The 19,902-nt window shown below is 30.3% G+C and carries 17 protein-coding genes and 1 tRNA gene; 15 read left to right on the top strand and 3 right to left on the bottom strand.

Annotation, left to right across the window (positions count from 1 at the left end):
* Window positions 1-137: 137 nt before the first annotated feature.
* The 5 genes from D3P13_RS04025 to D3P13_RS04005 all read left to right on the top strand — a co-directional run bounded on the left by D3P13_RS04025 (window position 138) and on the right by D3P13_RS04005 (window position 5,061).
* Window positions 138-953, top strand: coding sequence for an EF-hand domain-containing protein (locus D3P13_RS04025; RefSeq protein WP_117879989.1), 816 nt, complete (start codon window positions 138-140; stop codon window positions 951-953).
* Window positions 954-991: 38 nt separating this feature from the next.
* Window positions 992-1,606, top strand: a complete 615-nt coding sequence (locus D3P13_RS04020) for a deoxynucleoside kinase (protein ID WP_117879988.1) — start codon at window positions 992-994, stop codon at window positions 1,604-1,606.
* Window positions 1,607-1,621: 15 nt separating this feature from the next.
* The gene (locus D3P13_RS04015; protein ID WP_117879987.1) at window positions 1,622-2,344 is read left to right on the top strand and encodes a response regulator transcription factor; all 723 of its coding nucleotides are present in this window, start codon (window positions 1,622-1,624) and stop codon (window positions 2,342-2,344) included.
* Between the two features lie 66 nt (window positions 2,345-2,410).
* Window positions 2,411-4,735, top strand: a complete 2,325-nt coding sequence (locus D3P13_RS04010; protein WP_117879986.1) for an outer membrane beta-barrel family protein — start codon at window positions 2,411-2,413, stop codon at window positions 4,733-4,735.
* An 80-nt stretch (window positions 4,736-4,815) separates the two neighbouring features.
* The gene (locus D3P13_RS04005; RefSeq protein ID WP_117879985.1) at window positions 4,816-5,061 is read left to right on the top strand and encodes a hypothetical protein; all 246 of its coding nucleotides are present in this window, start codon (window positions 4,816-4,818) and stop codon (window positions 5,059-5,061) included.
* A 33-nt stretch (window positions 5,062-5,094) separates the two neighbouring features.
* Here the strand turns inward: D3P13_RS04005 and D3P13_RS04000 are convergent, their stop codons facing one another.
* A complete protein-coding gene (locus D3P13_RS04000) occupies window positions 5,095-5,544 on the bottom strand; it encodes a nucleoside deaminase (RefSeq protein WP_117880258.1) in 450 nt (149 codons plus the stop codon).
* Window positions 5,545-5,621: 77 nt separating this feature from the next.
* Between D3P13_RS04000 and D3P13_RS03995 the strand changes: the two genes are divergently transcribed.
* The gene (locus D3P13_RS03995; protein WP_198679951.1) at window positions 5,622-7,400 is read left to right on the top strand and encodes a 1-deoxy-D-xylulose-5-phosphate synthase; all 1,779 of its coding nucleotides are present in this window, start codon (window positions 5,622-5,624) and stop codon (window positions 7,398-7,400) included.
* Between the two features lie 52 nt (window positions 7,401-7,452).
* Complete coding sequence (locus tag D3P13_RS03990) at window positions 7,453-8,829, top strand: DUF3078 domain-containing protein (RefSeq protein ID WP_117879984.1); 1,377 nt, start codon at window positions 7,453-7,455, stop codon at window positions 8,827-8,829.
* A 31-nt stretch (window positions 8,830-8,860) separates the two neighbouring features.
* Here the strand turns inward: D3P13_RS03990 and D3P13_RS03985 are convergent, their stop codons facing one another.
* Window positions 8,861-10,198, bottom strand: coding sequence for a deoxyguanosinetriphosphate triphosphohydrolase (locus D3P13_RS03985; protein WP_117879983.1), 1,338 nt, complete (start codon window positions 10,196-10,198; stop codon window positions 8,861-8,863).
* Between the two features lie 178 nt (window positions 10,199-10,376).
* Window positions 10,377-10,449: transfer RNA gene (locus tag D3P13_RS03980), tRNA-Phe, on the bottom strand.
* 102 nt (window positions 10,450-10,551) lie between these two features.
* On the opposite strand from D3P13_RS03980, the gene D3P13_RS03975 reads away from it, so the two are divergent.
* The 8 genes from D3P13_RS03975 (at window position 10,552) to D3P13_RS03940 (ending at window position 19,879) form a co-directional block, all read left to right on the top strand.
* Window positions 10,552-11,271 carry a type III pantothenate kinase gene (locus tag D3P13_RS03975; RefSeq protein WP_117879982.1) on the top strand — a complete coding sequence of 240 codons (720 nt, stop codon included), beginning with the start codon at window positions 10,552-10,554 and terminating at the stop codon, window positions 11,269-11,271.
* The gene (locus D3P13_RS03970; protein WP_117879981.1) at window positions 11,268-12,536 is read left to right on the top strand and encodes a hypothetical protein; all 1,269 of its coding nucleotides are present in this window, start codon (window positions 11,268-11,270) and stop codon (window positions 12,534-12,536) included. The genes D3P13_RS03975 and D3P13_RS03970 overlap by 4 nt, the downstream gene beginning before the upstream one ends.
* 41 nt (window positions 12,537-12,577) lie before the next feature.
* Entirely contained in the window at window positions 12,578-13,945 is a 1,368-nt protein-coding gene (locus D3P13_RS03965) for a tetratricopeptide repeat protein (protein ID WP_117879980.1), read from the top strand.
* A gap of 26 nt (window positions 13,946-13,971) precedes the next feature.
* Window positions 13,972-15,345 carry a hypothetical protein gene (locus D3P13_RS03960; protein WP_117879979.1) on the top strand — a complete coding sequence of 458 codons (1,374 nt, stop codon included), beginning with the start codon at window positions 13,972-13,974 and terminating at the stop codon, window positions 15,343-15,345.
* A 59-nt stretch (window positions 15,346-15,404) separates the two neighbouring features.
* On the top strand, window positions 15,405-15,995 hold the full coding sequence (gene lptC, locus D3P13_RS03955; RefSeq protein WP_117879978.1) for an LPS export ABC transporter periplasmic protein LptC: 591 nt from the start codon (window positions 15,405-15,407) through the stop codon (window positions 15,993-15,995).
* A gap of 105 nt (window positions 15,996-16,100) precedes the next feature.
* Window positions 16,101-16,322, top strand: coding sequence for a hypothetical protein (locus D3P13_RS03950; protein WP_117879977.1), 222 nt, complete (start codon window positions 16,101-16,103; stop codon window positions 16,320-16,322).
* Window positions 16,323-16,330: 8 nt separating this feature from the next.
* Window positions 16,331-17,590 carry a hemolysin family protein gene (locus D3P13_RS03945; RefSeq protein WP_117879976.1) on the top strand — a complete coding sequence of 420 codons (1,260 nt, stop codon included), beginning with the start codon at window positions 16,331-16,333 and terminating at the stop codon, window positions 17,588-17,590.
* A gap of 153 nt (window positions 17,591-17,743) precedes the next feature.
* Entirely contained in the window at window positions 17,744-19,879 is a 2,136-nt protein-coding gene (locus D3P13_RS03940; protein ID WP_117879975.1) for a peptidylprolyl isomerase, read from the top strand.
* Window positions 19,880-19,902 lie beyond the last annotated feature (23 nt).

Below are 19,902 nucleotides of genomic sequence, written 5' to 3'. Positions count from 1 at the left end.
TTATTTTTTTGTTTAGATAAAATATAAAATTTATGTTTTGACTTCAACATTCAGAAAGGAGTGGACAAAATACTTCAATTATCCTGACTACATTGGATAACCCGTTTCGAGATAATTTTGTTGTATTTTTGTAATTGATGAAAGTAATACTCACATTTTTTCTGTTTTTAGAATGTTTTTTGGTTCAAGGTCAACAAAAGAATATGGATACAATTGTGGAGTCTATATTAATAAAAACCACAAACCTTAAAGCAGATGAATTTATAGGAGTTGATGAATTTGAGAATTTGTTTTATTTAAAAGACAACACGTTTTATAAAAAAAATAAAAAAGAAGAGTTATCTTATACCAACACTCAATTGGGAAAAATAACGGCTGTTGATATTAAAAATCCTTTAAAGATTTTACTTTTTTATAAAGATTTTAACATAGTAGTTCTTCTAGATAATAAACTAAATGATTTGTCAGGTCAGATTGACTTTAATGAAGTATTGTTCTCTAAAAATATTTCTTTAGTATCAAGTTCTTCCAATAATAATTTTTGGATCTATAGCCAAGATGATAATAAATTGTATGTATACAATTATAAAACTAACAAGCTTATTTCAAGCTCAGCACCCGTAAATTTTAATGAAGATAACTTTACACCCAATAGAATGGTTGCCAGTTATAAAAATTGTTGGTTGATTAATGAAAATACTGTTTTAGAATATGATGAATATTCAAATTTTAAACAACGCCTTGTCTTAGATGAAATGCAATTTTTAAATAGGTTTAATAATTGTTATTATTGGGTAAAACAAGGTGTCTTATATTATAGTAATTTAAAAGATGGAGTGTTCGAAATTCTATTAAAAAAATCAATTACAATTGAATCATTTTATGTTTTAAACAATGAAATCTATATATTTGATGGCGAAAAGATATTTGTATTTAAAACAGTTAAAATTTAAGTATCTTTAAGCACTTTTATTAAACTAAAACCAACAGCATGCACGTTGCCATTGCCGGAAATATTGGAGCAGGAAAAACTACCCTAACAAAACTATTAGCAAAACACTATAAATGGACACCTCATTTCGAATCCGTTGAAGAAAATCCGTATTTAGATGATTTTTATTCGGAAATGGAAAGATGGTCATTTAACCTTCAAATTTACTTTTTGAATAGTAGATTTCGTCAAATATTAGAAATTCACGAAAGTGGTAAAAATATTATTCAAGACAGAACTATTTATGAAGATGCTCATATTTTTGCACCCAATTTACATGCAATGGGTTTAATGACTAACAGAGATTTTAATAATTACTCTTCGTTATTTGAATTGATGGAAAAATTGGTTTCACCACCAGATTTATTAATTTATTTACGAGGAAGTATCCAGACTTTAGTTGGTCAGATTCATAAGCGTGGGAGAGAATATGAAAACTCTATAAGTATTGATTATTTAAGTCGTCTTAATGAACGTTACGAGGCTTGGATATCGACATATACCAAAGGGAAATTACTAATTGTAGATATTGATAATTTAAATATCGTTGATAAACCAGAAGATTTAGGAGTTGTAATTGATAAAATAGATGCACAATTACATGGTTTGTTTTAAGAAAAAAAAGAACTAATGAGAAAGGCGTTTGGCTTGTTGTTTTTATTTTGTACAATCTTTGTTGTTTCTCAAAGCAGAATTGATACCATTACTTTTAACAAAAATTCGCCTCTATCCAATAAAAATAAAGTCTACAACTCTACACAATATGAATTACAGAAGTTCAATGCTTTTAAAATTAGAACTTCAAAAATAGTAGATAAGAAAAAGTATCTATCTGAAATACATTCGTTTACAAAAGATTCTTTACAAATTTTAGCAGTTAAATTGATCAGTATTAAAGAGCTAAGTAATAAAAAATTACTTATTAAAGATATTCATCAAAATAGAGCGTTTTATATTACTATTTTGGCAGATTTGAAAGAAAGTGAAATCAGTCCAAATGAATATCTTTTTTTAGAAAATATACTTTCAAAAATTACCATTACAGAAGTAGAGACTAAATATGCCTACAGTAAATGGTTAAATATCATTTTAGGAATTTCGTTAATCGGGTTTTTAATTTTTGCCTACAAAACTAATCGTAAAGAAACAACTGTATTATCATTAAGTAAACAAGAAACTACCGTTAAAAACTTAATTCTAAAAGGGAAATCTAATAAGGAAATTGCCCAAGAGTTGTTTATTAGTTTGAGTACAGTGAAATCACATATTTCGCATATATATCATAAACTTAATGTTTCAAATCGGGATGAATTAAGCCTGAGATTTAAAAACGGTACGAGTACTAGTACCTAATTCATACCCTTGTTTTATAGCATTTTTAATATTCTTTATTGTTATTTGTCACTCTAAAAGAATGTAATGCTCAAAAAAGGAATCACAATTTTATTAATAACTATTTGCAATACGCTATCAGCCCAAGATAGCTATAATTTAAAGGGTCTTGTTTCTTTTCAACATCAACTGGTAAATATTGGAGATGTACTATTGTTATCTGTAAATGAAGAAAAATTAATTGAATATATAGAAATTGAAAAGGGTAGTTTTAATTTTACAGATCTGAAAAAAGGTGCTTATGTCTTAAAAGTTTCTTGTTTAGGTTTTAAAGAGTTTAAAAAAGCTATTACACTTGACAAGAATACAGACTTAAACATAGAATTAACAGAAAGCACCACTGAATTGGATGAGGTCGAAATTACAGCATCTAAAAGACCAATTGAAAATAGTAATGGAAACATCATTATTAATGTTGCCAACACCATTTTTTCGTCTGAATCAAACCCAATCGATTTATTATCTAAACTTCCTAAAATACAAATCTCTAATGATAGAGAATCAATCAATATAATTGGAAAAGGTACTGCATTGATCTATTTAGGAAATCAAAAAATTTCATTACAAGAATTGGAAAATTTAACAATAAATGATATTCAGTCTATTGAAATTATCAATAATCCTTCTTCTAAATATGAGGCAGAAGGTAGAAGTGTAATTTTGGTTCATTCTAAATTTTTAAATAAGAATGGAATTAAAGGAACTGTTTCAGAAACGGCCTCATTTCGAAAAAATTATAACAACTATTTGGGTGGTAATATTAACTTTAAACAAAACAAATTTGAATTTAAGTTTAACGCTGCATTTAATGATTTGCATCCATGGGAGAGCAATGGATCGGATTATGCTATTGTAAATAAGAATATTGAATCAAGTTATTTAGTGGAAGTAGATGATACGAAAAGACCTCAATTTATTTTTGGAGGAGGAATTTATTATCAAATAAATAGCGATGATTATTTCTCCTTAAGTTCAACATTAAGAAGCCAAAAAGATGAGTTTCTTATCAAAACAAACACTACTAATACGGAAAATAATATAGAAGATTATATTTTTACTTTAAGTGATAATGATGATTTTAGGTTTTATTCAAGTACTAATCTGAATTATAATAAATCATTGAAAAATAAGGGGAATCTATTTATTGGCGGACAATATTCTTTCTATAATAAAGAATTGGGTAGTGACATTGCTAATAGTTTGAATGATGCTGGTCTTATTTCAGATCAAAAAAGACTTCAAGACTTTAAGGTAAATGTATTTTCCTTCAAAGTCGATTTTGAAAAAGAGTTTGTTAATAAATTGAAGTTGGAAATTGGAACAGCAATGGCAATTACTGATGCAAAAACGGATGCTGACCTTTCAACAATAGATCCTATTTCAAATACACTTTCAAATTATAGCTATAAAGAAAATAATTACGCTGGTTATACTCAGTTATCAGGTAAAACAGGTAAATTTTCTTTTACAACGGGTGTAAGAGCTGAATTTACAGAGAGTAAAGGAGGTTTTGTTGATCGAGACACCTTATTGATTGATAGGAATATTGTAAAATTTTTTCCTAAAGCGATCGTTAATTTTGAAATTGATAGCTCGCAAACTTTGACATTAAATTATGCTAAAAGTATTATAAGGCCCAATTTTACAAATATTAGCTCAGTTTCAACTTATATCAATCCTTATTTGGAGTTTAACAGAAATATTGAATTAAATCCAACCATAATCAATGAGATCTCTTTTAGATTTGATTTTAAAAAGTATGCAATTAGTGCAAGTTATTTTTTAAAAGAAGGTCCTGTGTTTTATAACCTAGCATATGATGGGGTTTCTGAAATTAGTATCATGTCTCCAACTAATTTTGAAAAAGAAGTGGGTTTTAGTTTGGAGTTCGTTGTCCCATTAAAATATAAGTTTTGGAACTCGACAACCGTTTTAAATTTCGCTACTAATAAAGTAAGTGATGGTAATGCCATTGGTTTCAAGGCAAGTCCATATGTTTATTTATATACATCTCATCAATTTAAAATTGACAATACGCTATCTACATCATTAACCAGCTGGGGTTATACAAAACACAAAGAGGGAGTGTATAAGAGAAATGGTGTTTTTGTTGTAAATGCATCTATAAATAAGAAATTTTTAAAAAATATAGACGCAACTATCAGTGTTAACGATATATTTAAAACTATTCGATATAAGGAGTCGTATAATGTGAATAATATTATAGCAAACACAATTTTTTATACAGATATGAGTGAATTATCTTTTTCAATAAAATACGCTTTCGGAAAATTAAAGAAATCGGTATTCAAAAATAAAGATGTTGATGATAATTTGAATAGAATTAACTAAGCCATCATCAATACAATAAACCATATTTTTAATTTACCTTTGTTCTTGTCTTTAAAAGTAAATCTAATAAACACTGTTTAATGAAACTTCTATTGAAAATTTTATTTGTTATTTTTATAATAGCGATAATTACAGGTACTTATTTATTAAATCAAAAACACCCAAAAGGTGATGTAATAATTGGTTTGTCTATTTTATTTTTATCTTTTATTTTAATGCCATTATTCATATTTTATCGTTTTAGAAATGGCAAGTATAAAAAGTATGTTCTAGATCCTAACAGTAAGAACCCTTTTAAAATAGATGAAGAAAATTTAAAAGATTAATTAGATTTAAAAACCTTTCAGGTGATGTAAACGTCAATTCAAATTTCTTTTTTCAATGAAAAAACGTTTAACCAGTTCACTACACTCTGCTTCGAGTATACCTCCAATAACTTTAGTTTTGGGATGTAGTTGCGTTTTATAATGTTTAAAACCGCGTTGCTCATCTTTAGCACCATAAACAATTTTACCAATTTGAGTCCAATAACTTGCACCCGCACACATTTGGCAAGGTTCTAGAGTAACATAAAGCGTACAGTCTTTTAAATACTTTCCACCTAAATAATCGGCAGCAGCAGTGAAGGCTTGCATTTCGGCATGTGCCGTAACGTCGTTTAAGGTTTCTGTTAAGTTATGTGCTCTAGCAATAATTTGATTTTTTATGACAATGACCGCTCCAATTGGGACTTCATTTTTTTCAAATGCAGCCTCCGCTTCTTGAAAAGCTCGTTTCATAAAATAAGTATCCTCAAAAGGGTCGATCATGGTTAAATATTTTTGTAAAAATACAATTTCATCTGCTAATTTTAAACATATCAAATGCAACTCGTACATTTGTATCTATGATAAGTAAATTGTTAAAACATATCACCAACCCAAAAGATTTACGCAAACTGCCAAAAGAGCAATTGACTGAATTGGCAAAAGAGTTGCGTGAGTTTATTATAAATATTGTAGCTGTTAAAGAAGGACATTTAGGAGCAAGTCTAGGCGTGGTAGAGCTAACTATTGCTCTACATTACATTTTTGATACTCCAAATGATTTATTAGTTTGGGATGTAGGGCATCAGGCTTATGGGCATAAAATTTTAACAGGAAGAAAGGACGTTTTTGAAACGAATAGGCAATTGGGTGGTATTTCAGGTTTTCCAAAACGTAGTGAAAGTGAATATGATGCCTTTGGAGTAGGGCATTCTTCTACATCAATTTCTGCTACACTAGGCATGGCCATTGCCTCACGACTAAAAGGAGAAGTTAATAAACAACATATAGCGGTTATTGGTGATGCAAGTATTGCTAGTGGTATGGCATTTGAAGCATTGAACCATGTAGGAGTAAGCAAGGCAAATATTTTAATCATATTAAATGATAATGCTATGGGAATTGACCCTAGTGTTGGGGCTTTAAAGAATTATTTAACTAATATTAAAAATAATAAAAGAGTGCGAAAGCATAATATTATTGAAGCTTTTAATATTGACTATTCTGGGCCAATTGATGGGCATAATTTACCTGCTTTGTTATCAGAACTTGAACGATTAAAGACGGTAAATGGTCCTAAATTTTTACATGTTATTACGACAAAAGGTAAAGGATTGCAAAAAGCAGAGGAAGATCAGGTAAAATACCATGCTCCAGGAAAATTTAACGCAAAAACTGGTGAACTAATTGCCAAATATGATTTGAACCAGCAACCTCCAAAATATCAAGATGTATTTGGGTTAACCATGGTAGAATTAGCTAAAAAGAATGAGAAAATAGTTGGTATTACTCCAGCCATGCCCACCGGAAGTTCTCTTAAATTTATGCTTGATCAAATTCCTGAAAGGGCATTTGATGTAGGTATTGCAGAGCAACATGCCGTTACCTTAGCAGCTGGAATGGCTACCCAAGGGTTAATACCTTTTTGTAATATTTATTCTACTTTTTTACAACGTGCTTACGATCAGGTAATTCATGATGTTGCATTACAAAATCTTCCTGTTGTTTTCTGTTTGGATAGAGCAGGTTTAGTAGGTGAAGACGGTGCTACCCACCATGGTGTTTTTGATTTGGCCTATTTACGATGTATTCCTAATTTAATTATTTTTGCTCCACTTAATGAATTGGAGCTAAGAAATATAATGTATACAGCACAATTAGGTTTAAAAGGACCAATTGCTATTAGATATCCACGAGGAATGGGTACCATGCAAAACTGGCAACAACCTTTTTCAACCATAGAAATTGGAAAAGGTGAAACAATTAAAGAGGGTTCAAAAGTTGCAATTTTAAGTATTGGTACAATAGGCAACAAGATTAAGGAGGTATATACCGATAATGCCAATAATGACGTAATTGCTCATTACAATATGCGATTTGTGAAACCTTTAGATGAGGATTTACTTCATAAAATTTTTAAGAAATTTAAAAATATTATAACTATTGAAGATGGAACAATTGTAGGCGGGTTTGGCTCTGCCGTGCTAGCGTTTGCTCAACAGCATGGGTATAAGGACAAGAATATTGAAATTTTAGGTATTCCCGATACGTTTATAGAACATGGTAAAACCGAAGAATTATTTAACAGTATTGGCTTATCTGTCCATAATATGAAAAAAATACTATCTTTGTGGACTTAATTTTCATGCAACTACTAAACCCAGTAATTTTAATATTTTGAAATTAATAAGTTTGAAAAATAAGCACACCTACATTGTAATTACACTTCTTTTTTCATTAAGTGTTTTCGCCCAAGTTGATAGTACCAAGGTCAATATACTAAATACCATTAGTAATACTGATTCAATGCGGAGTTCTGGATCTGTAAAAAAAGTATTAGATATGTTTTTATCTGATACAATCAGTCCTGTTAAACCTAGAGATACTGTAAAAAGATTTCAATTAAATGACTCAATAGATGTGGTTATTCAATTGGATTCTGTTGGTAATTATATGAAAATTGATTCTGTAAGAAGATTGACTAAGTTAGATTCTTTAAAAATTAAGATGAATACTTTGTTAAAACCTTATTATGACATAGCATATGACTCCTTAAGGAATGACTATGTTTTTACAGAACGTTATAGGTTAACGGTAAATAAATTAAATAACGATACAATCTATATTCCATTACCCAAAGAGAAAAGTTATATAGCACCTATAAAAAACTTAACCATTGATACCCTGAAGGTTACTAATCCTATAAAAGTTGCCAAAATTAGAACTAGAAAATATGCAGATGATCCTGTTTGGTGGCAAAAAAAGAATAGCATTGGATTGGATGTAAATGAAGCCGCATTTATCAATTGGAGTGCCGGTGGTAATAATTCCGTTTCAGGTTTGTTTAAGGTCGATTTAGTTAGGCTCTATAAAAAGTTACATTTATTGTGGAATAATGAGTTGTATGTTCGATATGGTTTGAATTCTCAAGAAGATAGAGAGTTAAGAAAATCTGAGGATAGGTTCGAGTATAAATCCGTTTTTGGTTATCGACGAGATACTGTTTCAAATTGGTTTTATTCAATGCAATTTAATTTTAAAACTCAATTTACAAACGGATATAAATACCCAAATACTAGTGATCCGATATCAAGAATGTTTGCTCCTGCATATATATTTTTAGGTGCAGGTACGCATTATGAAATAAAACAGCAAAAATTTTCTTTATACCTTTCTCCAATAACCTTAAAATCAACTCTTGTTTTTGATGAAAGTTTATCAAATAGTGGAGCATTTGGTGTAACTCCTGGAGAAAAGTCGAGAAATGAATTTGGTTTTTTAGTAGAAAGTACATGGAATAAACAGATTGCTAAAAACGTGTTAATGAGTAATAAGCTAAGCCTTTATTCTGATTATATAAATAAATTTGGAAATGTTGATGCCGATTGGGAATTGAATTTTGCTTTTAAAATTAATAAATTTATGAACGCAAGTATTGGTGGGCATTTAATTTATGATGATGATGTAAAGTATAAGGAGGATACTAATAACGACGGAACTTTAGAAACGCTTGGTGCCAGAGTGCAGTTTAAACAAATACTAGGTATTGGTGTTATGTACAGATTTTAAAATGTATAAGATATTTATAATAAGTAAAAATTTAAATTACCACTCCTTTTATCTTTTTATGTAATAAAATAGCTGCACCATCTGACATACTTGCTATAAAGCTACAGACGGATAGAATTCTATCATATATATTTGTATCTAGGTTTTGATATTTTACAGGTAACAGGTTCATTATTAAGTTATCATAACTACTTGGCTTTTGTTCAAAAGTATTGTTTACAGCGTTAATAAAAACATCTAATAAGTCCGCTAAAACTTTATAACCCGAAATTTCCTTTTCAATTACCTCTTTACTTCTGTAAATTTTATTGATACTAATTTTAATAATGTCATTAATTTGAGCTTCATATTTACATTTTTCTAATAAAGAAATTTGATATTTTCCCGCCAATATTTTTGCTTCATTTTCTAAAAAAACGGCTGCAGCTTCATTAATTAAATTTCCAATAGCGAGTGCACGTAAATAGCTTATTCGGTCTTGTTTTGTAGTTAATTGGTAGTATTTTTCAGTATTTATAGTGTCTTTTACCAGTTTTATTAAATATTCTAAGGCAAACTCTTCTTCAATCCAACCTAAATTAATACCATCTTCAAAATCAATTATGGTATAACAAATATCATCTGCTGCTTCGACTAAAAATGCTAGAGGATGTCTTAAATAAGAAACATCTTCATTTCTATTTTGTTCTAATTGTAAGCTCTTTGCAACATCTAAAAAAGTTTCAGTATCCGATTGGAAAAAACCATATTTTTTATCTACAATATTAGCTGTTGGTTTTTTAGGCAAAGACTCTTTTGGATATTTCATAAAAGCACCTAAAGTGGCATAAGATAAGCGTAAACCACCTTCAACGCCTGTTCTAGATTCGGTTAAAATTTTGAAACCATTTGCATTTCCTTCAAAATCAATTAAATCTTGCCATTGTTTGTTAGATAGTTCATTCTTATATTTTATTCCGTTGCCTGATTTAAAATATTCTCCAATTGCTTTTTCACCACTATGTCCAAAAGGCGGATTACCAATATCATGGGCTAAACAAGCACTAGCCACTATGGCTCCAAAATCGTTAATTTGATAGCCAAGATCTTTTAACTTTGGATACTTTTCTAGTAGGGCCTTACCAACTATTCTTCCTAATGAACGGCCAACAACAGAAACTTCTAAACTATGGGTTAACCTCGTATGAACGAAATCTGTATTTGAAAGAGGAATTACCTGTGTTTTATCTTGTAAACTTCTAAAGGAGTCAGAGAATATGATACGATCGTAATCTACCTCAAAACCTATTCTTGTCTCATTCTGCTTGTTGCGTTCTCTTGGCTTAGTATCGCCATATTTTTTTAAAGAAAGTAGTTGTTCCCAATTCATGTTTTTGACAAAATTTATTGTTGTGCAAGTTACATTTTTTTACAACTAATCAGTCTGATTTTTTTTACAACAAATAATGATTTTCGGTAAAGTAAAAGGAAAACACGTCAATAGATATGAAGAAAAAAGAGAGTATCTATTAAAAACAAAAAACCCCAAACTAAGTTTGGGGTTTTTGTGGTGCCTCCAGGGTTCGAACCAGGGACACATGGATTTTCAGTCCATTGCTCTACCAACTGAGCTAAGGCACCATTGCTTTAAAAGCGGTTGCAAATATAAATTTTAATTTAATACTAATCAAAACAAAATCGTAAAAAATCTATTCGTATCTTTACAATTCTTTAAAACACATCATGAATTTAATAATTGATATTGGAAATACTAGAGCTAAACTAGCTGTCTTTAAGCAGGATAAGTTAGTTTTTAGTTTGATTTCTGATCATGACGATATCAATAAAAATATTGATAAATTACAAGAAGAATATAGCCTTAAAAATTGTATTATGTCGTCAGTTACCAATATTTTAACTGATGTGGAGCTTAAAAAGTTCGAAAAATTCGTAAAACTTGATCATAAAACGAGCGTTCCTTTTCAAAATAAATACGATACCCCATTCACTTTAGGTGTAGATAGAATTGCATTGGCTAGTGCGGCGGCCAATCAATATCCCAAGCAGAATGTATTGGTAATTGATTCGGGTACTTGCATTACGTATGATTTTATAAATTCAAAAAATGAATATTTAGGTGGAGCAATTTCGCCGGGGATTAATTTAAGGTACAAGTCACTTAATCAGTTTACGGCTAATTTACCATTATTAGAACAAGCCAGTTATAAATTGTTAGGTACGGACACCAAAAGCTCAATTCATTCGGGAGTTTTAAATGGGTTTATTGAAGAAATAAATGGAATTATAAAGCAATATAACAGTGAATTTTCAAATTTAACAGTAGTTTTAACAGGAGGAGACACAAATTTCTTGGCTAAAAAGTTAAAAAGTAGCATATTTGCCAATCCAAATTTTTTATTGGAGGGACTTAACAGCATATTGATATACAATCTAAACGAATGATTAAGAAACTTATAGTATTATCACTTATCCTTTTATCTATTAAAGGCTTTGCTCAAAAAAATAATAACTCACCTTATTCTTTTTTTGGTATTGGTGAAGAAACTCCCCAAAAAACAGTAGAGGAAATGAGTATGGGGGAGATAGGTGGTGCTTTTAATAGTTCATACCAATTGACTTTTACGAACCCAGCAGCATTGGCTTATTTACAATATACAACCTATACAATTGCTGGTGAAAACAAATCAATTTCGATAAACGACGGTACAAATAAAGGATCGGCCTCAACAGCTTCTTTGTCTTATTTTGCATTAGGTATTCCAATTGGGAATAAGGGGGGGGTATCTTTTGGTTTACAGCCAAATACAACTGTTGGTTATTCTTTAACTGAAGAGTTTGAAGATGCTGATGGTGATTTAACAGAAATTAATTTTTTTGAAGGTAGTGGTGGTACCAATCGAGTGTTTTTAGGTTTTGGTTATAAATTACATAAAAATGTTAGCATCGGTTTAGAAGCTTCTTATGTATTTGGTACTATTGAGAATTCACTTTTGAACAGAAGAAATGGTGTACAATTAGCTACTATGCATACAACCAACTCTGATTTAAAGGGGTTTACTGCAAAAGCAGGGTTGCAGTACAGTGCTAAAGTTTCCGACAAGCTGACATTAAAAACTGGTGCCGTTTTTCACTTCAAGAATAACTTGTCAAATGAAGGTGATGAACTATTGTTTTCATTGGTTAATACTAATGACGGAACCGTTAGCCCTAGAGATACTTTAGTAAATAACTCTTTTGATAATGATATTAAAAAACCGTTGAATACTATTTTAAGTGTTGGTTTGGGGCAAGAGAATAAATGGTATGCTGGTTTAGAATATAGCTTTCATAATGCCATTGATTTTACAAATGGGGTTTTAGCAGATAATACTAGATTGAGCCATGATAAAATGAGTAGAGTTTCTGTTGGAGGGTTTTATATTCCTAAAATAAATTCGATATCAAGTTACTGGCAACGAATAACTTACAGGGCAGGTTTTAATATGAGGCAAACTGGAATTGCAATTAATAATGATAAAGTTAACGATCTTGGCATGTCTTTTGGAGTAGGATTACCTATAGGCAAACAATTATCAAATTTAAACCTTGGTTTTGAGTTTGGTAAAAGAGGAGAAATAAATAATTCGCTTATTAAAGAAAATTATTTTAACTTTCGCCTCGGTTTAACGCTCAATGATAGATGGTTTGTTAAACGAAAGATACAATAACAAGGACCTATAAGTAGAAAGATTAATTAATACCTTTAAAGATGGAAAGAAAAATTACAAATTTGGTTTTAGGCTTATTGCTGGTAACTGGTTTAAGCAATGTTTATGCACAAGATGATAAGTATGGGGCTGAACCCGAAAAATGTAAACAAAACTTATCTCTTTTTCACGAAAGTGTAAAAGCTGGTAATTTTGATGGAGCTTATGATATGTGGAAATGGAGCTATGATAATTGCCCAAAAGCGTCTTTGTATATATATGTTGATGGTTTGAAAATAGCTGAGAACATGTATGAAAAAGGTACAGATAAAGCTGCTGCAAGTAAATTAATTGATGAAATTTATGCTAAAAGATTAGTTCATTTTCCAAAAAATTCCGCTAAAGTATATAGTGATTGGGCTATTTCTTTACAAGAAAGAGGAGCATCTAATGATGCCGTTTTCAAAAAATTGGAAGCTGCCTTTAAAGAGGACCCAACAGATATGAGTATTAAAAACTTAGCTCTTTATTTTAAAGAAGTTACAGAAAGAAATAAAGATACTGACCCACAAAAGGTGTTTGATACTTACGATGATGTTTTAGATGGAGTGAATGGAAAAATGGATATGTTGTCTGAAGAGTTAGATAAATTAACGTTAAAAGATTCTTTAGGAAAAACATTAACTTCCAAAGAAAAATTAAAGATAAAAAATAACGCCATTAACCTTAGAGGGTTAGGTCAAGTAGAACCAATTTTAGATCAAACGTTAGGTGAAGTTGCCACTTGTGATAGGCTAATACCTCTATATAATAAGAGTTTTGACGCAAACAAAACGGATCCAAAATGGTTAAAAAGGGCGGTGCAAAGAATGTACTCTAAAGAATGTACGGAAGATGCATTATACCCCAAACTAGTAGAAGCTTGGGTAACAGTTGAACCTTCAGCAAATGCATATATTTTCTATGCGGGTATTTTAGAAGAACGAGGAGAGTCTAAAAAAGCATTAGAATATAAAAATAAGGCGATAGATCTAGAAACAGATCCATTTAAAAAAGCAAAATTATTGTTAGGTATCGCTAGTCAATATAGATATAAGAATAAGTCAACTTCTAGAAGTTATGCTTATAAAGCGTTAAAAGAAAGACCAAGTTATGGTGATGCTTATTTGTTAATAGCTAGTTTATATAGTAGTAGTGCAAATAGTTGTGGAACTTCTGAATTCGAGAAAAGAATGGTATATGTAGCGGCAGCAAATATGGCAGCTAAGGCAAAAGCAGTAGATCCAGGAATTGCAACTAAAGCAAATAAATCAATAAGAGCCTATTTAAATCATGCTCCTAATACAAAATTGATTTTTAACGAAGGTAAAAAATCGGGAGATTCATATAAAATAGGTTGTTGGATTGGTACAACGGTAAGAATTCCTTAGATTTATAGAAATCTAAAGACAACATTTTGACGAAGCACCTTCAATTATTAATACTCTTAAGTTTATTAATAATTGAAGGTGTTTTTTCGCAAAAGGATACCATTAAAACAAATTCAAACTTCGATTGTAAGAGTAGCTTTCTTGAATTTGTTAAGTATGCCAAAGGTAAAGATTATGAAAATGCCTATATACCTTGGCTAAGGACCTTTAAAAGCTGCCCAAATTATTCAGTTCAAATTTATATTTACGGATTAAAGATTGTTGAAAGCAGGTTTGAAAATAATTATGACCAAGACAAAGAAGTTGAAAGTGAGCTAATAGATAGTATCTTCATTCAAAGAATTCAATATTTTCCAAAAAACTTAGGTAAAATTTATAGTGATTGGGCCATTTCTTTAAGGGAAAGAGGAGTGTCAAATGATGCCGTTTTTAAAAAATTGGACGCGGCTTTTAAAGCCAATCCAACAGAAATGAGTATTAAAAATTTGACACTTTATTTTAAAGAAGTAACCGAAAGAAATAGAGATACTAACTTACAACTGGTATTTGATACATATGATGATGTAATGGAAGCGGTACATAATAAAATGGATTTGTTATCTGTTGAGTTAGATGCATTAAATGATAAAGAATCAGATGGTATATCACTATCTTCAAAAGAGAAATTAAAACTAAAAAATAATAAGATTAACCTAAGAGGTTTAAGCCAAATTGAGCCAATATTAGATCAAACTTATGGTCCGGTAGCTGATTGTGAGAGGTTAATACAATTATATAAAAAGTCTTTTAAGAAGAATAAAACAGATTCAAAATGGTTAAAAAGAGCGGTATCTAGATTGTTTGTAAATGATTGTAAAGATAATGAGCTTTATCCTAAAATGGTGGAAGCTTGGGTGGTTGCAGAAAATTCTATTGAAGCCTATATCCATTATCGTGATATTATACCTCCACGCCGTATAAATGCATTAAATAAAAGTATTAGTGAAATAAAAGATTCATACGAAAAAGCTGAATATCTATTAAAAATAGCATATCATTATAGGTCTAAAAACAAATCTACTTCTAGAGCTTACGCTTATAAAGCTTTAGAGGTTAGGCCAAGTTATGGTGATGCTTATTTGCTAATTGCAAGTTTATATGCAAGCAGTGCAAATAGTTGTGGTACTGATGAGTTCAGTAAAAGATTAGTTTATGTTGCTGCCGCTGATAAAGCAAAAAAAGCCAAACAGGTTGATCCAAGTGTTACAGCAAAAGCAGATAGAGTCATAAAGGCTTATATGAAAAATGCACCTGGTAAAAGAACGAATTGCTTTCCTTCTGAAGATAATAAAAACCAATCTATATATGAAATTAAATGTTGGATAGGCGAAAAGGTTACTTTTGACCCCTATAAAGATTAAATGTTTAAGTCTTTTAATTTCCTTGATTTCTGAACGTTATTATTCCGTAATTTTACCAAATGAATAAGGTTATAAATTTATCTTTTAAATTTTTTGCTGCTATCCTTTTAGCGGCACTACTTTTTTCGTGTGGTAATAATTTAAAAGAAGTTCAAGATTTTTTGGCAGAGAAGAATTTACCTATTGGCGTGGCTCATGATGTATATTTAATTCATACAGATTCTGGTAGAGTACAAACAAAACTCCTTACTCCTTTAATGAATGATTTTGCCAATAGAGAAGAGCATCCTTATCAAGAATTTCCAGAAGGCATAGAGGTAACTACTTACGATGAGTTGGGCGATTCTATTACATTAATTGGCGATTATGCTAAAACCTATAGTAAGACCTTAATTTCTGAAGTAAAAGGAAATGTGGTGGTGATAAATCATAAAGACAATAGTAAATTGTATACAGATCAACTTTTTTGGGATCAGAAAACACACTATATTTATACGGAAAAGGCTTTTAAACTTTACAGAAAATTAGACTCAATAAAAGGTTCTGGTTTTGAATCAAATGAGGATTTATCTAAAGTAATTACGAGCAACCCAAGCGGAGTTGTATATGTAAACGAAAGTAACGAAGTAGCAGATGAGAATATTAAATAATAGTAATTGGTTCCACTTATAAGAGGGAGCTAGAGATGTTTCAATTAGAAGTAGACATCCTTAAAGAACGAGTTAACTGATTTTATGTTTATTATATAGAGAATAATGAAAAACTTAAGACGCTTTTTTGAATACGGATATTTAGTTATTGGTATTATTTTATTTGTAGATGGTATTTATAGGTTTAATAAACCTGGAGAACGAAGTAACTCCTATTTTTTATTGATATTTGCTGTACTAGCCATCTTTATGTATTTTTTTAAAAAACATTTTAGAAAAAAGATTGAAGCTGGTCAATATCAAAAGGGAAATGACCAAACTAAATAATTAAAAAATTGGAAGTACAAATTATCATAATTATCATTTCAATTTTATTATCTGCTTTCTTTTCAGGGATGGAAATTGCTTTTATTTCCGCCAATAAAATGCATATTGAACTTGAAAAGAAAAAAGACACTTTTCTGTCAAGCGTTTTGACCAAGTTAACAGGAAACCCTTCGAAGTTCATTACCACAATGTTAGTAGGTAATAATATAGCTTTGGTGGTTTATGGTTATTTTATGGGTGAATTGTTAATGCCTTACCTCGAACCTTATTTGTATAACGATTTTCTTGTTTTATTGGTCCAAACTATTATTTCTACTTTAATTATATTAGTGTCGGCGGAATTTTTACCTAAAGCAATTTTTAGAATTTATTCCAATGAAACGCTAAAAATATTTGCCATACCCGCTTATATCTTCTTTTTGCTTTTTTATTTTATTTCTAGTTTTATAATGGTGATTTCTGATTTTGTACTTCGGGTAGTTTTTAATACGAAAGAAGACGATGTGCAATTGGCATTTACTAAGGCAGAATTAGGTGATTATATTAATGAGCAGTTAGAAATTTCTGATGAAGAAGTAGATTCTGAAATACAAATTTTTCAGAACGCTTTAGATTTTCATAATGTTAGGGCAAGAGATGCTATGATACCTAGAACTGATATTGTTGCCATTGATGTTACCGATACAATTAAAAACCTAAAGAATCTTTTTGTTGAAACCGGATTGTCAAAAATTATTGTTTATAAAGAATCTTTGGATGATGTAATTGGTTATATACATGCGTTTGAATTGTTTAAAAACCCTAAAACTATACGCTCATTGTTGCTTCCTATAGAAACTATTCCAGAAACAATGATGATTAATGATATTTTAAATGACCTAACTAAAAAACAAAAAAGTGTAGCAGTTGTTATCGATGAATATGGTGGTACTTCTGGTTTAATTACTATTGAAGATATTATTGAAGAATTGTTTGGTGATATTGAAGATGAGCATGATACAGTTGAATTTTTAGAAAATAAGATAAATGATAGAGAGTTTGAGTTCTCAGCCCGTTTAGAGGTTGATTATATTAATGAAACCTATAATTTGACCTTACCTGAAAATGATGCTTACGAAACACTTGGTGGTTTAATTGTTGATGCCACAGAAAACATTCCTCAAAAAGACGAAATAATAGAAGTTGATAGCTTTCAATTTACAATTCTTGAAGTTTCTTCATCTAAAATAGAGCAAGTTTATCTGAAAGTATTGTATAAAGAAGAATAAACCACTAACCTATATTAAATTAATTGACTTATTACTTCTTCAATCTTTTAAATTTTTTGTATTTTCGCGGACTGAATTTATACTAAGGTTTTTCCTTTTAAATTCAGAACTTTAAGTTTTAAAAATTATAATTAAATTTATTCATAAATTAAAATGGCAATTTTAGCAAAAATTAGAGAGCGTACATTTTTTTTAATCATTATAATAGGGCTTGCCTTATTCGCATTTGTATTATCGGGAGTGTTTGACGGAACCGGTTCTAGAATTAATACTTCTGTAGGTGAAATTAACGGTGAAAACGTAAGTCGAGAAGAATTTGCTCAAATGGTAGAGCAGCAAAAAACGATGTCTGGTGGTAGAAGTACTCAAATGCAAAATGTGAATGGAGCTTGGGAAAATTTAGTGCGTCAGAAAATTTACAAAGCTCAATTAGAGAAATCTGGAGTTACTGTTGGTGAAAAAGATGTTTGGGATGAAATTTTGAAACAGTCATGGGTTAAAGATGGTGCTCAATTTAAAAATGCAGCTGGCCTTTTTGATGAGGATATGTTTAAAGAGCATATTGCTACGTTAAATGATGCTAAAGATGATGATGCAAATAGCAGACAAGCTTGGTTAAGTTGGTTAGATTACGAAAGAAATATAAAAAACAATTTAGAGTTAAGAACTTATAATAATCTTGTTTCAGCTGGTTTAGGTGCTACCTTTAAAGAAGGGGAGCGTTATTATATGGCAAATAATACTAAACTTGATTTGGAGTATGTTTATGTACCTTATACTTATATTGCAGATAGTGCCGTTGCGGTAACAGATAGTGAAATTGAACAATATGTAAGAAGTCATCCAAATGATTACAAAGCGGAAGCTTCTCGCGATATTAGTTTTGTGAAATTTGATATCAAAGCTTCTGCAGAAGATCAAGCAGCTATTAGAACAGAAGTTGAAAAAATTATTAATAATAGAGAAGAGTATAGTTCAGCAGCAAAGGGAAATGTAAATGTTACAGGTTTGTCTAATACAGATAATGTTGAAGACTTTTTCAGAAATAATGCATCTGATATTCCTTTAGATAATAACTTTTATTCAAAATCTAGAGTAAGTCCAATTTTAGCGGATACTATTTTTAAATTAAATGTAGGTGACGTTTATGGTCCTTATAAAGAAGGTAACTATTTTAAAGTAACAAAATTGGCAGCTGTAAAACAAATGCCAGATTCAGTTAAAGCTCGTCATATTTTAATTCCTTTTTTAGGAACTACAAATGACCCATCTATTACTCAAACGGAGGCTCAAGCAAAAGTAACTGCTGATAGTTTATTAACTATTGTTAAGAATGATAAATCAAAGTTTGCTGAATTAGCCAAAATACTATCTTCTGATACAGGAAGCGGAGCTAAGGGGGGTGATTTAGATTGGTTTGTATATCAAGCAATGGTGCCTGAATTTAGAGATTTTACTTTTGAAAATAAAGTAGGGGACATAGGTGTAATAAAATCACAATTTGGATTTCATATTATAGATATTCAAGACCAAAAGAATATGCAAAAAAATGTGAAGTTAGCAACTTTTGCAAGAGAGATTGTCGCTTCTGATGAAACTGAAAGTGTTGCATATCAAAAAGCAGAAACATTTGCTTCAGCATTAACTGACGGTAAAGATATTGAAGAGTTAGCTAAAGAAGAAGGTTTAACTGTTCAGCCGGCTGTTGGTTTAAAAGCCATGGATGAAAGAGTATCAAACTTGAGTAATCAAAGACAAATGATTACTTGGGCTTTTAGTACTGATAGTAATGTTAATGATATTAAGCGTTTTGATACGGAAGATGGTTATGTGGTAGCTAAATTAACAGGAAAGCATGACAAAGGACTTAGTATAGGTACGGCAAAAGCAGCACTTAGAACAAAATTACTTAATGAAAAAAAGAGTAATTTAATTAAGGAGCAGATGAAAGGAGATAATTTACTGGATATTTCAAAATCATTTAGTACTAATGTTCAATCTTCAAAGGCAGTGTCTTTAGGGAGTCCTATTTTGCCAGGTATAGGTAGAGCGGAAGAGGTAGTTTCAGTTCTTGTCTTTTTAAATGAGAATAAATTATACTCAGGTATAGATACTAAAAATGGTGTTTTTGCTGCTAAAATCCTTAAAAAGGATAGCCCTAAAGCTTTAGAAAATTATGCGGGTTCAGTTACAGCTGTTAAAAATGTAAATAAAGCTAAAGGTGCTAAAGTGTACAGCATCTTAAAGAAATTTGCTGATATAGAGGACAATAGAGCAACTTTCTATTAGAGATTATAATAACCTTTTACAAT

The organism is Aureibaculum luteum, assembly GCF_003449015.1.
GTDB lineage: Bacteria > Bacteroidota > Bacteroidia > Flavobacteriales > Flavobacteriaceae > Aureibaculum > Aureibaculum luteum.
This window is presented reverse-complemented; position numbering and strand designations above follow the sequence as displayed.

Coding starts and splice junctions, on each gene's coding strand:
- D3P13_RS04000 (WP_117880258.1), bottom strand. CDS start 5,544: ATGATCGACCCTTTTGAGGATACTTATTTTATGAAACGAGCTTTTCAA.
- D3P13_RS04005 (WP_117879985.1), top strand. CDS start 4,816: ATGAAACTTCTATTGAAAATTTTATTTGTTATTTTTATAATAGCGATA.
- D3P13_RS04025 (WP_117879989.1), top strand. CDS start 138: ATGAAAGTAATACTCACATTTTTTCTGTTTTTAGAATGTTTTTTGGTT.
- D3P13_RS03940 (WP_117879975.1), top strand. CDS start 17,744: ATGGCAATTTTAGCAAAAATTAGAGAGCGTACATTTTTTTTAATCATT.
- D3P13_RS03965 (WP_117879980.1), top strand. CDS start 12,578: ATGGAAAGAAAAATTACAAATTTGGTTTTAGGCTTATTGCTGGTAACT.
- D3P13_RS03950 (WP_117879977.1), top strand. CDS start 16,101: ATGAAAAACTTAAGACGCTTTTTTGAATACGGATATTTAGTTATTGGT.
- D3P13_RS04015 (WP_117879987.1), top strand. CDS start 1,622: ATGAGAAAGGCGTTTGGCTTGTTGTTTTTATTTTGTACAATCTTTGTT.
- D3P13_RS04010 (WP_117879986.1), top strand. CDS start 2,411: ATGCTCAAAAAAGGAATCACAATTTTATTAATAACTATTTGCAATACG.
- D3P13_RS04020 (WP_117879988.1), top strand. CDS start 992: ATGCACGTTGCCATTGCCGGAAATATTGGAGCAGGAAAAACTACCCTA.
- D3P13_RS03995 (WP_198679951.1), top strand. CDS start 5,622: ATGATAAGTAAATTGTTAAAACATATCACCAACCCAAAAGATTTACGC.
- lptC (WP_117879978.1), top strand. CDS start 15,405: ATGAATAAGGTTATAAATTTATCTTTTAAATTTTTTGCTGCTATCCTT.
- D3P13_RS03970 (WP_117879981.1), top strand. CDS start 11,268: ATGATTAAGAAACTTATAGTATTATCACTTATCCTTTTATCTATTAAA.
- D3P13_RS03985 (WP_117879983.1), bottom strand. CDS start 10,198: ATGAATTGGGAACAACTACTTTCTTTAAAAAAATATGGCGATACTAAG.
- D3P13_RS03975 (WP_117879982.1), top strand. CDS start 10,552: ATGAATTTAATAATTGATATTGGAAATACTAGAGCTAAACTAGCTGTC.